14 protein-coding genes are annotated in these 13,721 nt (G+C 32.8%); 11 read left to right on the top strand and 3 right to left on the bottom strand.

Going from position 1 to position 13,721, the window contains the following annotated elements; translation table 11 throughout:
- Positions 1 to 106 precede the first annotated feature (106 nt).
- Complete coding sequence (locus tag NQ558_RS08045) at positions 107 to 1,429, top strand: leucine-rich repeat domain-containing protein (protein WP_040447070.1); 1,323 nt, start codon at positions 107 to 109, stop codon at positions 1,427 to 1,429.
- Positions 1,430 to 1,461: 32 nt separating this feature from the next.
- Positions 1,462 to 2,694 (top strand): leucine-rich repeat domain-containing protein, encoded by a 1,233-nt coding sequence (locus NQ558_RS08050; protein WP_005362859.1) that lies wholly within the window; start codon positions 1,462 to 1,464, stop codon positions 2,692 to 2,694.
- 176 nt (positions 2,695 to 2,870) lie between these two features.
- Here the strand turns inward: NQ558_RS08050 and NQ558_RS08055 are convergent, their stop codons facing one another.
- Both NQ558_RS08055 and NQ558_RS08060 read right to left on the bottom strand, forming a co-directional pair.
- Positions 2,871 to 4,211, bottom strand: coding sequence for a threonine/serine exporter family protein (locus NQ558_RS08055; RefSeq protein WP_259907381.1), 1,341 nt, complete (start codon positions 4,209 to 4,211; stop codon positions 2,871 to 2,873).
- Positions 4,198 to 4,959, bottom strand: a complete 762-nt coding sequence (locus NQ558_RS08060) for a DUF4866 domain-containing protein (RefSeq protein ID WP_040447068.1) — start codon at positions 4,957 to 4,959, stop codon at positions 4,198 to 4,200. Before NQ558_RS08060 ends, NQ558_RS08055 begins: the two co-directional genes overlap by 14 nt.
- A gap of 119 nt (positions 4,960 to 5,078) precedes the next feature.
- On the opposite strand from NQ558_RS08060, the gene NQ558_RS08065 reads away from it, so the two are divergent.
- The 3 genes from NQ558_RS08065 to NQ558_RS08075 are packed head-to-tail and all read left to right on the top strand — an operon-like array spanning position 5,079 to position 6,674.
- The gene (locus NQ558_RS08065) at positions 5,079 to 5,966 is read left to right on the top strand and encodes a LysR family transcriptional regulator (protein ID WP_005362854.1); all 888 of its coding nucleotides are present in this window, start codon (positions 5,079 to 5,081) and stop codon (positions 5,964 to 5,966) included.
- A 56-nt stretch (positions 5,967 to 6,022) separates the two neighbouring features.
- Positions 6,023 to 6,211: a hypothetical protein gene (locus NQ558_RS08070; protein ID WP_040447066.1), complete on the top strand. Its 189-nt coding sequence runs from the start codon at positions 6,023 to 6,025 to the stop codon at positions 6,209 to 6,211.
- Positions 6,201 to 6,674 carry a GNAT family N-acetyltransferase gene (locus NQ558_RS08075; RefSeq protein WP_005362851.1) on the top strand — a complete coding sequence of 158 codons (474 nt, stop codon included), beginning with the start codon at positions 6,201 to 6,203 and terminating at the stop codon, positions 6,672 to 6,674. The genes NQ558_RS08070 and NQ558_RS08075 overlap by 11 nt, the downstream gene beginning before the upstream one ends.
- Before the next feature lie 115 nt (positions 6,675 to 6,789).
- Here NQ558_RS08075 and NQ558_RS08080 read toward each other — a convergent pair whose 3' ends face one another.
- A complete protein-coding gene (locus NQ558_RS08080; RefSeq protein ID WP_005362849.1) occupies positions 6,790 to 8,526 on the bottom strand; it encodes an Rqc2 family fibronectin-binding protein in 1,737 nt (578 codons plus the stop codon).
- A 197-nt stretch (positions 8,527 to 8,723) separates the two neighbouring features.
- Between NQ558_RS08080 and NQ558_RS08085 the strand changes: the two genes are divergently transcribed.
- From NQ558_RS08085 to NQ558_RS08110, 6 genes are read left to right on the top strand one after another with little or no spacing between them, the layout of a single operon-like run.
- Positions 8,724 to 9,602, top strand: a complete 879-nt coding sequence (locus NQ558_RS08085; RefSeq protein WP_040447064.1) for a YicC/YloC family endoribonuclease — start codon at positions 8,724 to 8,726, stop codon at positions 9,600 to 9,602.
- An 8-nt stretch (positions 9,603 to 9,610) separates the two neighbouring features.
- Complete coding sequence (gene gmk, locus NQ558_RS08090; protein ID WP_005362846.1) at positions 9,611 to 10,237, top strand: guanylate kinase; 627 nt, start codon at positions 9,611 to 9,613, stop codon at positions 10,235 to 10,237.
- A 2-nt stretch (positions 10,238 to 10,239) separates the two neighbouring features.
- Positions 10,240 to 10,482 carry a DNA-directed RNA polymerase subunit omega gene (rpoZ, locus tag NQ558_RS08095; RefSeq protein WP_040447059.1) on the top strand — a complete coding sequence of 81 codons (243 nt, stop codon included), beginning with the start codon at positions 10,240 to 10,242 and terminating at the stop codon, positions 10,480 to 10,482.
- Positions 10,483 to 10,531: 49 nt separating this feature from the next.
- Positions 10,532 to 11,860, top strand: a complete 1,329-nt coding sequence (gene rimO, locus NQ558_RS08100; RefSeq protein ID WP_040447058.1) for a 30S ribosomal protein S12 methylthiotransferase RimO — start codon at positions 10,532 to 10,534, stop codon at positions 11,858 to 11,860.
- A gap of 13 nt (positions 11,861 to 11,873) precedes the next feature.
- Positions 11,874 to 12,404, top strand: a complete 531-nt coding sequence (pgsA, locus tag NQ558_RS08105) for a CDP-diacylglycerol--glycerol-3-phosphate 3-phosphatidyltransferase (RefSeq protein ID WP_040447056.1) — start codon at positions 11,874 to 11,876, stop codon at positions 12,402 to 12,404.
- Positions 12,405 to 12,431: 27 nt separating this feature from the next.
- Positions 12,432 to 13,721 carry an aspartate aminotransferase type Ic gene (locus tag NQ558_RS08110; RefSeq protein ID WP_005362839.1) on the top strand — a complete coding sequence of 430 codons (1,290 nt, stop codon included), beginning with the start codon at positions 12,432 to 12,434 and terminating at the stop codon, positions 13,719 to 13,721.

Genomic DNA, 13,721 nt, shown 5'->3' on the forward strand with positions numbered 1-13,721 from the left:
AGAAAAAGCAAACCAGAAGTTAGTTTTGCATTCAAGTATTTTTAAAAATCATGCAATAAAATTGGAAAATTATTCGTACAATTATTAAAGAATGGAGGTGCAAAAAATGAAAGGAAATATTAAAAGAATAGGATTGGTGTTGCTTACTTTACTTACATTATCATTAGGTACGCTTGTAGTTAATGCAGAAACAAAAGATAGTGATTTCGTAATTGAGAATGGTGTCTTAAAGCAGTACAAAGGTAATGATGATACTGTTTACATACCTGAAGGAGTAACAAAGATTGCTACATATGCATTTAAAAATAATGAAATTTACAATGATAAAAGTACATATGCATTTGAAGATGATAATTATATTTTGCTTACTGATAAATTTTGTGCAAGAAAGATTGTTCTATCATCAACGGTGAAGGAGTTAGAAAGTTATGCAATCCCCACAAGAACAAAGGAATTAGTTTTAAATGAAGGACTTGAGATTCTTGATGATAGTGCATTACTAGATTCATCAATCACGGTTTTAAAACTACCATCCACTTTAAAAAAGATAGGTGATGATGCGTTTTCACTTTATGTAAAAAAGATAACGGGGAATTGCAAGGAAGTAGAAGTGACAGACAAAACATTTATATCTGCTGGTGATTTGAGAGTTTTAGAACTTGCGGGAGTTAAAAATATACCAAAGGGATTATTTAGTGAATGCAGGAAAATTACAAGGATGTCATTAACAGGAAGCTATGCAGAAATAAAAACAACTGACTTAAGAAAACTTAAAAAATTAAGAGCTATAAATACATCAAAAGCAATTCAGGGGAATTTGAAAGAATATTGTAAGAACTTAAAAAATAATAAAATAACTGTGTCGTCTGAAATGAAAAAATTTGGAGATTTTTTTATTGAAAATAAAAAATTAGTTGAATATACAGGAAACAGCGAAATTGTTAAAATTCCAAATGGTGTCAAAGTCATAGGTGAAGGGGCTTTTGCAGGAGAAACAAACATTAAGAAGATTGTTATGCCTAATACTGTACGAAAAATTGAAACAGGAGCTTTTGCAGCTTGTGACATGTTGAAGAGTGTTAAGTTTTCAAAGAAGTTAATAAGTATAGGAGATGAAGCGTTTTGCTGGAATACAATGATGGAAAAATATAATCTTCCAAAATCATTAAAGAATATTGGAAAGAAAGCCTTCAGAAAAAATTATAGTTTAAAAACTGTTAATGTACCTAAAAAGGTTAAAACTATACAGTTTGCAACATTTGAAAATTGCGTAAATTTAAAGAAAGTTAATATGAAATCTGTAACTAGTATCGAAAGAAGAGCTTTTTGCGGAGATAAAAAATTGAAAAAAGTAAAGCTTAATAAAAAGGTAAAGGTCGGAAAGAAAGCTTTTCTTTTCACAAAAGTAAAGGGACAGAAAACAACTTAAAATAAAAATAGGATACGAAGGAGGTATTGCTTATGAAAAACATTTTTAAAAGTTTGTGCTTTGGATTGCTGTTAGCATTTACTGTTATTTCAGTGAATCCGGTTAAAGATGTAAATGCTGCAACAAAAACAAAGGTTACTTACAAATTAGACAAAGGTACACTTACAGTTTCAGGAAAAGGTGAAATGCCAAAGAAAATGACTTTTAAAGAAAACAAAAAAATTAAAAAGGTTGTTATAAAAAATGGCATTACATCAATTCCAAAGTATGCTTTTTCAGATTGTAAAAAATTGAAGAAAGTTGTAATTGGAAAAGACGTAAAGAAAATTGGAAAATATGCGTTTAGTCATACGAAAGTAACTAGCGTAAATATACCGAATAAAGTGAAGAAAATTGAAACGGGAACTTTTGCTTACTGTAAGAAACTTAAAAAAGTGAACATAGGAAAAAAGGTTAATGAAATAAAAGGTTTTGCATTTTGGAATTGCAATAATATCAAGAAAATAGAAATTCCAAATAGTGTTAAAGTTATTGAAAAACAGGCATTTTATAAATGCAAAAAACTTGAAAAGGTAAAACTTGGTAATAATGTTCAAACTATAGGAAATTCTGCTTTTCAAACAACAAATATTAAGAATGTTAAAATTCCAAACAGTGTAAAAGCAATGGGAGTGGCAGCATTTGATAGCGATAAAACAAAAATCAATGTGGAAATTCCGGGAAATATTACTGTAGACAAAGCACATTGGATTTCAGTTTGCAATGCAGGAAAAATAACATTTACAACAGATTTGAATATTGAATTAATTCAACATTTGGAAGCTGAAGATTTTGAAGTCTCAAAGAATGATCCGAATTACACGTCAATAGATGGAAACATTTATACAAAAGACGGTAAAACACTTGTAAGGGTAGCTACATTAAAGAAGAACGTTAGAATTGTTGACGGATGTGAAAATATTTGTACATCAGCATTTCTTTACACACCTTTAGGTTTGAATTGGGAAGCAAAGTTAAGAAAGCATATTGATAATCTTTTTATTCCAAAGACAGTTAAAAATATAGATGAAAAAAGCTATATAACATACGAAAGTGAACCTGAAAAGATTACTTCTGAAGAAAGAGCGAAAGTACAAAAAGGAGCAGTGACAATTAATAACATTCAGATTGAAAACAAAAATTTTGATGTCAATATTTTATCTAAACTATTGGATAAAGTTACATGTAACAAAGATGAAGTTTTAAAACAGCTGACAGCTAAATAATAGAATAAACTTAAAATAAAAATAGGGTATGTTTAAAAGGGCTCTTTGTCAAGAGTGGGGTAAAAAGATTTTTGACACAGTTGTGAACCATTGTTCACAACTGTGTTTTCTCTTTTAAGCGTGAATAAAACATTGACTGAAAAAGGGAAAAGCCAATCTATGTTTTAAACACACCATTACGTGCAGTAACGGAAAGTTTTATCAGTTAATATTCTGGCAAAAATTAATCCTAATGGAAGAGCCATAATAATCATAATAGCTAATGAGAACCATGAGACAGCTTCCGTAAGTGACATAATGCCAAAATTGTAAATTGCTCTGTATAAATAAAGTCCCGGAACCATAATTACAATGGAAGGAACGGTAAGGGATATTCGTGGATATCCATTATTGCTTTTTATGAAAGAAGCAAGAAGCCCGGCTGTTAGGGCACCAATAAAAGCTGCCACAGAGTAAGGCATGTGTGTAAAATCTATAAGTTCTAAACGGAGTGTGTTTGCAACTGCACCAATACAGGCGGCTGTTGTAGCCATTGGTATAGAACTGTTAAACATAATTGAGAAACCAAATACACCACAAAAACTTGTTATTATTCTTAATACTAATAGTAAAATTTTACTCATGTGTATTGTTGTGAAATCCTGTGGTTGTAGCTTTAACAGAAGTGCCATAATCCAGGCAAACATTGTTGCTACTAATATAATTATTATTGAGTATGTTAATCGTTCAAGACCTGAACGTAAATCTAGCTTAGCAAGGTCAATACCGCTTGTTATAAATGGAAAGCCGGGAATTATAAATAACATGGAGCATATATATCCGGCTTCATGTACATGGGCAATACCAAGCACAGACTCAGCAACATTAAAACAAATGGCATAAACCAAACATGCGATTGAAATCGATGCTGCTATGTTTAAAAATAATGTAAAATGATGTTTTATAAGCTTTGTACGGACAATATTTCCAACACCGGCTGCAATAAACGCAAAAAGCATTTCAATTGGCCCGCCTCCAAGAAGAAATGTAAAACCACAACAGGCAAAAGCTGCAGCAAGACCTAATTTAACAGGAGAATACAATGTATGAATTTTCTCTATTTCATCAAGTCGTTTGTGAATTTCTTCACCGGTCAAATGGGCGTCTTCCTTTGGAAAGTTGTCAACAAATTGTTCCATTCTGTAAAGCTTTGAAGTATTAACCCCTGTGTTAGCTATACTAAGAGACTGTGAAACACAGTCTTTTCCATCAAAACAGTTAAATTCAATGGACATAAGTCCAACATCAACTGTACATGTAACATGAAGTTCCTTTGAAAGTTTGTTCATTGAAGTTCTTACACGCCATGCACCTGTGCCACAGGAAAGCATAATTAAACCAACTCTGCCAATAACAGATGCTTTTTCAATCAAACCTGACTCTTTAATTAATGTATTACTGTCATCACCGGTATAATCATGCCATGGAATTTCCATATGGTTTTTTTCCATAATATCAATGTAATTATTTGTTGGCATATATAATCGCCTCTGCTTTCGCTACATGTTTTTCTAAATGTTTTAAAAAGATGGAATTTGGAAGAAATATTCCAATTTCATCATATCTTTTATTATTTTCCACAAGTGAGTCCTGACCATAAAAAACAAATGCCATAGGGAGATTCTTTTCAAGTTCAATCATTAAGTCCCAAACTGCTGAATAGGCTTCGGCTTCAGTTTTGTTAGCCGTTACAGTGTCAGGCAATTCTCTAATAATTAATATACCTGTATTTTTTTCAAGAATCTGCTGCTTCATTTCCATATTGTCTGAAGTGTATTTATGATTATAGCTATATGCTTTTGCAAGATATATTTTTTTATTGTTATTTAATTCTTTATATATTTCATGAAAATGATTGTAGTCTTTTTCGTGAACTTTTGATTTATACTTTGGAAGTAATAATCCATTATCGTCGGTCATAATTACAGGATTTTCTATTCCGTCAGCATTAAATCTATATGGAATCAGATATGAATTTCTAAGTAAATCAAATATAGTATTTTCACAAATAGCCATCAAAAAGGCTGATAAATCTCTATTGTGATAAGCATTGAATAATGCCTGTGAGAATTCTAATGGAGATAAATAGCTATTGATTTCATCATCGCAAAAAAGATAATTGCAAAATGTTTCCTGAAGTTTTTCGCATGCCCAGGAATCATCAAGAATTTTCTGAAATAACACTTCTGTTTTTTCTTCTCTTGGAAAAATTGTTCCTTCTCTCATACAACTCACACCCTTTCTTGAAAATTTCATTCGGCTAGATTATACTATGATTATAGAAATAAGTAAAAATCATAATTGATATGATAGCAATAAGAAATTAATATACCAAGGAGAATGCCATGAATGTAAATTTAGATTATTATAAAATTTTTTATTATGTTGCTAAATATGAGAATTTTACAAGAGCAGCTCAGGTATTAGGTAACAGTCAGCCTAATGTTACAAGAGCAATGAATTGTTTGGAACAACAGATTAACAGTACTTTATTTGTTAGAACGAACAGAGGTGTGCAGCTTACACAGGAAGGAAAGCGTTTATATGAACATGTGTCAATTGCTATGGCACAACTTTTAGAGGCAGAGGAAGAACTGGCTGACGATGAAGGAATTTTTCAGGGAAGTATTTCTATTGGAGCAAGCGAAACTGCCTTAAATATATTTTTATTAGATATTCTAAAATCCTTTCACAAAATGTATCCAAAAGTAAGACTAAAAATATATAACCATTCAACGCCACAGGCAATTGAGGCTGTGAAAAGTGGCAAGATAGATTTTGCAGTTGTATCAACACCTGTAAAGGTTAAGTCGCCTTTAGAAAAAACAATCTTATGTTCATTTAAGGAAATATTAATAGGAGGAACTGATTTTGAGCATATAAAAGATGACAATATTTCTTTAAAAAATCTTAAAGACTATCCATTAATTAGTTTGGGGCAGGAAACTACTACATACGATTTTTATAATAAGATATTTTTAAAATATGGTATTGAACTTAATCCTGACACTGAGGTGGCAACTACAGACCAGATTATTCCTTTGGTAAAGTCAGATTTAGGAATGGCATTTGTTCCTGAACCTATGGCAAGAGAAAGTATTGAGAAAAACGAAATTGTTGAGATTTCTTTAAAAGAAAAAATTCCTAATAGAGAAGTATGTATTGTACATGATTGCCAGCATCCACTTAATTCTGCAGCACGAAAATTAAAAAATGAAATATGTTCCTGTTAGAGTTTCTCTTCTGCAGAACCGGCTTTGTCATTGCTTGCATAGGCTCAGCCGTAGGTATGGGAATTGTTTCAGGTTGGATGGATGCAGTGTCAATTTACATCTGTCCATTGGGAGCCATGCTTGCAGCAATAATGTTTTTCTGTGCTTTTTTTATTTTATTTGCTATAATAATTACGGATATATTTAATAAAAAATATAAGAAGAAATGTTATATGACAGCAAAGGAGAATATAAATGAACATTAGATTAGCAGAAGAAAAAGATATAGATTCAGTAATTAAATTACTAACACAGGTTTTAAATATACATGCAAAAATCAGACCGGACATTTTTATTGGTGGAACAACAAAATATACAAAAGAGGAATTAATGGAAATTTTTAATGATGCTAACAGACCTGTGTATGTGGCAGTAGATGAGAATGACAGTGTTATGGGATATGCTTTTTGTATAAAGAAGAAACAGCCATTTTCAACTAATATGGTGCCGTTTGATTCTTTATTTATTGATGATTTGTGTGTGGATCAAAATATTAGAGGAAAACATGTAGGGCAGAAGATTTTTGAGCATGTTAAGGAAGAAGCAAAGAAAATGGGCTGTTATGAAGTTACACTTAACGTTTGGGAAGGCAACGATACAGCCCGCAGATTTTATGAAAAAATGGGTATGGTTCCAAAAGAAACACAGATGGAATTTATTTTAAAATAGAGAATTAATTATGATTTGAAAGTAGTGGTTCATGTAGGTTCTATTGTCTATACTAAAAATAGGGTATGTTTAAAAGGAGCAGTTCAATGTGAATCTGCTCCTTTATTAAATGTAATTAAATTTCTTTTATTCCTGTTATGTCAGGAGATATGTTCATTGAGTAGTTGGTGTGATAGATTACAAATCCGGGCATTGCACCGGCAACTTTTTTGATGTGTTTCTTTTGAATGTAATCTATTTCAACCTTGTCCTGAGCCTGTCCCTTTGAAAAATGAGCGGCAAGTCTTGCAGCTTCCTCGAAAGTTTTGTCAGGTAATTCACTATTGTTAGCTTTTACAATAACGTGTGAACCGGGGAAAGTTTTGCTATGGAACCACCAATCGTTTCCTGTGGCAACTTTAAATGTAAGTTCTTCATTTTGAATATTGTTTTTGCCAACAAATATATCAAAGCCGTCTGAGGAGACGAAGTGAAGTGGCTTACTAAGGTTCTTTTCTTTTTTGTTATTTGTTTTCTTATGTTTAATGTAGCCTGTCTGAACAAGTTCCTGCTGAATTGCCTTTAAGTCATGCTCGCTTGTTGCCATATCAATTGATACGTTGATTGTTTCAAGATAATCAATTGATGCTTTAGTTGTCTTAATAATATCAATTAATGCATCCCCTGTACGCTTTAACTTGGCATACTTGTCATAGAACTTTTTGGCATTATCTATAGGAGATAATGTTTCATCTAATGGAATTGTAATAGGCTCTCCTGTGTAGAAATTCTCGGTTTCAAATTTCTTGGTACCAGGTTCAATTGAATATCCGTAGGCAGTGAGAATTTCGCCATATACTTTGTATTTATCTTTTTTCTCAGTGTCCTTCATCTGCTTAAGCTGAATATTGTATTTCTTTCTGTCTCTTTCAAGAGCAGTGGAAACAATACGTCTTAAGTCGGAAGATTTCTGGCGCATTCTTGTGTACAGATTCTTTTTGGAATAAAAGTCTTCCAATAATAAACTAATACTTTCGTAATTAGTTACAGTGCAATCACCATATATTGAAAGTGGAACAGCACCAAAGTCTTCAGGCTTGCCATTTTTCTCATATATTAAAGGAGTGAAGTTTCCATCTTTAATTCGGTTAATTAACTGATAAAAACTCATCCAAATAAGATTCTGGTCACCGTGTGCCAAAACATTGGCGGGCATTGAAGAATCAAGTTTGTTCTCAAAGCAAAGACTTTCAGCTATGGCAGGACTAATTCCTGTATAAGATGTAAAGATTGCTTTTGAAACAGGCATAGCATTTGAAAAAACAGTTTCCATAAAAGATTCTCTTGTAGCTTCCATTGGATTGTGTTTATCCATGGTGTCCGGAATAAAATAAGGTTTACCCGGCAATACCTGTCTTACGGAACTCATTACAGAAGTAATATGTTTAATACTGTCGATTATCATATTGTTGTCGTCCGTAAAAATAATATTGCTGTGTTTACCCATCAATTCAATTATAAGATGCTTGATTTTTATGTCGCCAAGTTCATCAAGATGTTGAATTTCAAAATCAACGATTCGCTCAAGTCCAGGCTGTGTTATACTGACAATTCTTCCATTATTAATATGTTTTCTAAGTAACATACAGAAATTAGGTGCTGTCATTGGACTTGGTTTGTTATTATTTGTAAAATATATTAAAGGAAGGCTTGCGTTAGCACTAAGAAGCATTCTATACTGAGACTTGTCAGCTTTAAATGTAAGCATAAGCTCATCTGATTCTGTCTGTGCGATTTTATATATCCTTCCATCTTTTAAAGTGGTGTTGAATTCTTTAACAAGAGCAGCCACTGTAACGCCGTCAAAAGCCATAATATTTCTCCTTATTTAAAATGCTAGTTGAATTTTATTATTATTTCTTTATTAAGTCAACCTTGACGGTACGGCTTTCATGAATTATAATAAAGTGAATTATGACTAGGACTAGGTCATAAATTATTAAAGACTTTAGGTATACAGCGTTTAATGGCTTGTATTTGTCATATGTATACCAAGGCTGGGAGATGAAAATGTTAAAAAGTATGACGGGATTTGGCAGATTTGAAGTTTCTGAAGGCGACAGAAAGGTTACTGTAGAGATTAAGTCTGTTAATCACAGATATTTAGAGTTAGGCATTAAATTACCTAAGAAGCTTAATTTTCTTGAAGGTGAAATAAGAAATGAGTTAAAGAAGTATGTTGAAAGAGGAAAAGTTGACGTATTCATTACTTATGAAAATCAGGGAGAGGGCAATGAATGTGTAAGATATAATCCTACACTTGCAAGGGAATACTTTGAATGTTATGCAAGAATAAGTGAGGATCTTGGCATTGAGAATGATGTAAGAACAAGTTACATTATGAGAAGCCCTGATGTTATAACCATTGAGAATGAAGCTGATGACGAAGAGATTATTAAGTCTTTAGTTATTAAGGCTATTGACGGAGCAACAGAGAGACTTGTTGAAACAAGAATTGCTGAAGGTGAAAGACTGAAAACAGATTTAATTAAGAAATTAGACGGTATGGTTTTAAATGTTCAGTTTATTACTGAAAAGTCACCGATTATTGTTGAAGAATACAAGGAGAAAATCACAACAAGGATTCATGAATTGTTAGAAGAAACTCAGATTGATGAAGCAAGAATTGCTCAGGAAGTTACAATGTTTGCTGACAAGGTTTGTGTTGATGAAGAACTTGTAAGACTTGACAGTCATATTAAGGCTATGAAGGAAGCGTTAATTAATGGCGGAACAATCGGAAGAAGATTGGACTTTATAGCACAGGAAATGAACAGGGAAGCTAATACTACATTATCTAAAACATCTGACCAGGAGATTTCTGATAAGGCTATTGAACTTAAGACGGATATCGAGAAGGTTAGGGAACAAATTCAAAATATAGAGTAGGTCATATTATGAAAAAAGGTAAGTTATTAATTATTTCAGGTTTTTCCGGAGTTGGAAAAGGAACAGTTGTAAAATATATTCTTGATAATTATTCAGATTACAAGATTTCAATTTCAGCCACAACAAGAAGTCCTAGAGAGGGCGAGGTTGACGGCACACATTATCATTTCCTTACAACTGAAAAGTTTGAAGATATGATTAAGAATAATCAGCTTTTGGAGTATGCTAATTATGTAGGTAATTATTACGGAACTCCAAGAGATTTTGTTGAAAAGAACATAAATGAAGGTAATAACGTTATTCTTGAGATTGAAACTCAGGGTGCTCTTCAGGTTAAGAAGATGATGCCTGAGGCAGTTATGATTTTCGTTTTACCGCCTAATGCAGATACACTTAAAGAAAGACTTGTTGGAAGGCAGACAGAGACTATGGAAGTTATTAACAAGCGTTTAAGCAAGGCTGCAGAAGAAACAGGTGTTATTGATAAATATGATTATTTTGTAATAAATGATGAGATTGCAGATTGTGCAGCACGTATTAATGACATTGTAACAGACAATAATCCGGAACTTATAGGTTCTGATTGTGTTAATAAGATTAAAAATGATATTTTAAAGTTTTCGAAAGGAGAATAAATATGTTACATCCATCATATTCAGATTTAATGGCAGTAGCTAACAGTGAGGTTGAAGATGGCGAACAGCCGGTAGTACAGAGCAGATATTCTATCGTTATGGCTACATCAAAGAGAGCCAGACAGATTATTGCAGGTGATGCACCTTTAGTTGAAAAAGCAGAGGGAAAGAAGCCTTTATCAATAGCTGTAGAAGAGCTTTATAATTCTAAAATTAAGATTTTAGGAGATGATGAGGAAGAATAAGTGTCAGTAGTGACACTTTTTTTCTATAATCTTATAGAGGAGTGTGTATTTGAAGATTTTATTTGTATCTCTTGGCTGTGACAAGAACTTAGTAGATTCTGAACATATGTCAGGACTTTTGTCTAAGGCAGGCTATGAATTTACTGATGATGAGACACAGGCAGATATTATCATTATAAATAGTTGTTGTTTCATAAAGGATGCTAAGGAAGAAAGCATTGAGACTATTTTTGAAATGGCAAGATATAAAGAAGAAGGACAGTGTAAAGCTTTAGTTTTGGCAGGATGTCTTGCACAGAGATATCATGAAGAAATTAAAACAGAAATTCCGGAAGTGGATATTTGCATTGGAACAACAGCAATTGACAGCATTGTAAGTGCCCTTGATGATTATTTTAAAGAACATAAGAAGAAAGAATATTTAAAGGACGTTGATTTCCTTGCGGCCGCTAATGCACCACGTAATCTTTCAACTATGGGCAGTTATGCATATCTTAAGATTGCAGAAGGTTGCGACAAGCATTGTACTTACTGTATTATTCCAAAGGTACGTGGAAATTACAGAAGCGTAAAGATGGAATACTTGATAGATGAAGCAAAGAAACTTGCCGAGCAGGGAGTTAAGGAGCTTATTCTTGTAGCACAGGAAACTACAATGTATGGAAAAGATATTTACGGAAAGAAGTCACTTCATATTCTTTTAAAAGAATTAGCTAAGATTTCAGGTATTTACTGGATTAGAATTTTGTATTGCTATCCGGAAGAAATATATGATGAATTAATTGATGTTATAGCATCAGAAAAGAAGATTTGTAATTATCTGGATTTACCAATTCAGCATGCAAGCGATACTATCTTAAAGAAGATGGGAAGAAGAACAACAAATAAAGACTTGCGTGACATAATTGGAAAGCTTAGAAAGAGAATCCCTGATATTGTTCTTAGAACAACATTAATAACAGGATTCCCGGGTGAAACAGAAGAAGATCACCAGATTAATCTTGATTTTGTAAATGAGATGGAATTTGAACGTCTGGGAGTGTTTACTTATTCAGCAGAGGAGAATACTCCGGCAGCTAACATGCCTAATCAGATTGATGAGGAAGTAAAAGAAGACAGACGTAATGACATTATGGAATTACAGCAGGATATTGTGTTTGACAATTCAGAAAAACACATTGGAAAAACATACATAGCTATGATTGAAGGAAGAATATCCGGTGAAAATGCTTATATGGGACGTACTTATATGGATGTTCCGGGCATTGACAGTAATATTTTCATAATTACAGACGAAGAACTTATGACAGGTGATTTTGTCAAAGTTAAAGTTACAGGTATTAATGACTATGATCTTATTGGTCAGTTAGATGAATAGAATGGAGGAATTTATGAATTTACCTAACAAATTAACAATATTTAGAATTCTATGTATTCCTGTTTTTGTTGTATTAATGTTAGTTAATACTATACCTTACAACAATTATATTGCAGTTGGAGTTTTTATTATTGCAAGTTTAACAGATATGCTTGATGGAAAGATTGCAAGAAAATATAATCTTGTAACTAATTTTGGAAAGTTTATGGATCCTTTAGCAGATAAACTTTTGGTTAGTGCAGCACTTATCTGTCTTTGCGGAAGCAAGATTCCGGTATGGATTGTTATTATAATTATAAGCAGAGAGTTGTTTATAAGTGGTTTTAGAACATTAGCTGCAGATCAGGGAATTGTTCTTGCCGCAGGATGGTGGGGAAAATTTAAAACAACATTCCAGATGATAATGATTATTGTCCTAATCCTTGATATCCCTCTTAAATCATTTGATATCATTGGTTGGATTTTAATATGGATATCTCTTGCACTTACAATTATTTCTATGATTGATTATGTGGCAAAGAATATTCAGGTTTTGAAAAATTAATTCTATGAAAAATAACGGAGGAAAGTTATGTTGGCGTACAGAGATTTGACTAAAGAACAGTTAGAGGAAGAGTTATTAAAGCAGAAGGAAGCTTACAAGGAGATATGTGCAAAAAATATTAGCCTTGACATGTCCAGAGGAAAACCGGGACCTGACCAGTTAGATTTATCAATGGATATGCTTGATGTATTTAACAGCAAGTCAGAATTAAAGAGTGAAAACGGTTTTGATTGTAGAAACTATGGTGTTATGGATGGTATTCCTGAAGCAAAGAAGTTAATGGCTGATATAATGGGTACTAAGCCTGAAAACGTTATTGTTTATGGAAATGCAAGTTTAAATATTATGTATGACACAGTTTCACGTTCATACACACATGGAGTTAACGGTTCTACACCTTGGTGTAAACTTGAAAAAGTCAAATGGTTATGCCCTGTTCCGGGATATGACAGACATTTTGCTGTTACAGAGCAGTTTGGCATTGAAATGATTAATGTTCCATTGTTAGAAGATGGCCCTGACATGGATATGGTAGAAGAATTAGTAAGTAAGGATGCTGCAATAAAAGGCATTTGGTGTGTTCCAAAATATGCTAACCCTACAGGAACATCTTATTCAGATGAAGTAGTAAAGAGAATGGCTGCATTAAAGCCGGCAGCAGAAGACTTTAGAATATATTGGGATAATGCTTATGGAATTCATCATTTATACGATGACGAGGCTAATCAGGATCAGATTCTAGATATTCTTTCAGAATGTGAAAAGGCAGGAAATCCTGATATGGTTTATGAATTTGCATCAACATCTAAGGTAACATTCCCTGGTTCCGGTGTGGCTGCACTTGCAACTTCAAAGAATAATATTGAATTTATTAAGAAGCAGATGACTATTCAGACAATTGGTCATGACAAAATCAATCAGTTAAGACACGTAAGATACTTCAAAGATATTAATGGAGTTAAAAAGCATATGATGAAACATGCTGAAAAACTCAGACCTAAATTTCAGGCTGTTATTACAATGCTTGACAAGGAATTAAAAGAGGCTGACATTGCAACATGGACAAACCCTAAGGGTGGATATTTCATTTCTTTTGATGTAATGGAAGGCTGTGCTAAGAAGGTTGTTCAGATGTGTAAGGAAGCAGGAATGGTACTTACAGGAGCAGGAGCAACATATCCTTATGGAAAAGATCCTGAAGATAAAAATATTAGAATCGCTCCATCATTCCCTTCACCTGAAGAATTGGTTGAAGCTAGCAAGATTTTAATTGTTTGCACTAAGATTGCAACAATTGAAAAAATGCTTGATAAATAA

The organism is Eubacterium ventriosum, from assembly GCF_025150745.1.
In the GTDB taxonomy this organism is placed as follows: domain Bacteria; phylum Bacillota; class Clostridia; order Lachnospirales; family Lachnospiraceae; genus Eubacterium_G; species Eubacterium_G ventriosum.

Bases quoted from the DNA above. Each gene is read 5' to 3' on its own strand.
- NQ558_RS08060 (WP_040447068.1), bottom strand. From the start codon at position 4,959: ATGAGAGAAGGAACAATTTTTCCAAGAGAAGAAAAAACAGAAGTGTTA.
- NQ558_RS08075 (WP_005362851.1), top strand. From the start codon at position 6,201: ATGAACATTAGATTAGCAGAAGAAAAAGATATAGATTCAGTAATTAAA.
- NQ558_RS08085 (WP_040447064.1), top strand. From the start codon at position 8,724: ATGTTAAAAAGTATGACGGGATTTGGCAGATTTGAAGTTTCTGAAGGC.
- NQ558_RS08110 (WP_005362839.1), top strand. From the start codon at position 12,432: ATGTTGGCGTACAGAGATTTGACTAAAGAACAGTTAGAGGAAGAGTTA.
- NQ558_RS08055 (WP_259907381.1), bottom strand. From the start codon at position 4,211: ATGCCAACAAATAATTACATTGATATTATGGAAAAAAACCATATGGAA.
- gmk (WP_005362846.1), top strand. From the start codon at position 9,611: ATGAAAAAAGGTAAGTTATTAATTATTTCAGGTTTTTCCGGAGTTGGA.
- NQ558_RS08050 (WP_005362859.1), top strand. From the start codon at position 1,462: ATGAAAAACATTTTTAAAAGTTTGTGCTTTGGATTGCTGTTAGCATTT.
- NQ558_RS08080 (WP_005362849.1), bottom strand. From the start codon at position 8,526: ATGGCTTTTGACGGCGTTACAGTGGCTGCTCTTGTTAAAGAATTCAAC.
- NQ558_RS08070 (WP_040447066.1), top strand. From the start codon at position 6,023: ATGGGAATTGTTTCAGGTTGGATGGATGCAGTGTCAATTTACATCTGT.
- NQ558_RS08065 (WP_005362854.1), top strand. From the start codon at position 5,079: ATGAATGTAAATTTAGATTATTATAAAATTTTTTATTATGTTGCTAAA.
- rpoZ (WP_040447059.1), top strand. From the start codon at position 10,240: ATGTTACATCCATCATATTCAGATTTAATGGCAGTAGCTAACAGTGAG.
- pgsA (WP_040447056.1), top strand. From the start codon at position 11,874: ATGAATTTACCTAACAAATTAACAATATTTAGAATTCTATGTATTCCT.
- NQ558_RS08045 (WP_040447070.1), top strand. From the start codon at position 107: ATGAAAGGAAATATTAAAAGAATAGGATTGGTGTTGCTTACTTTACTT.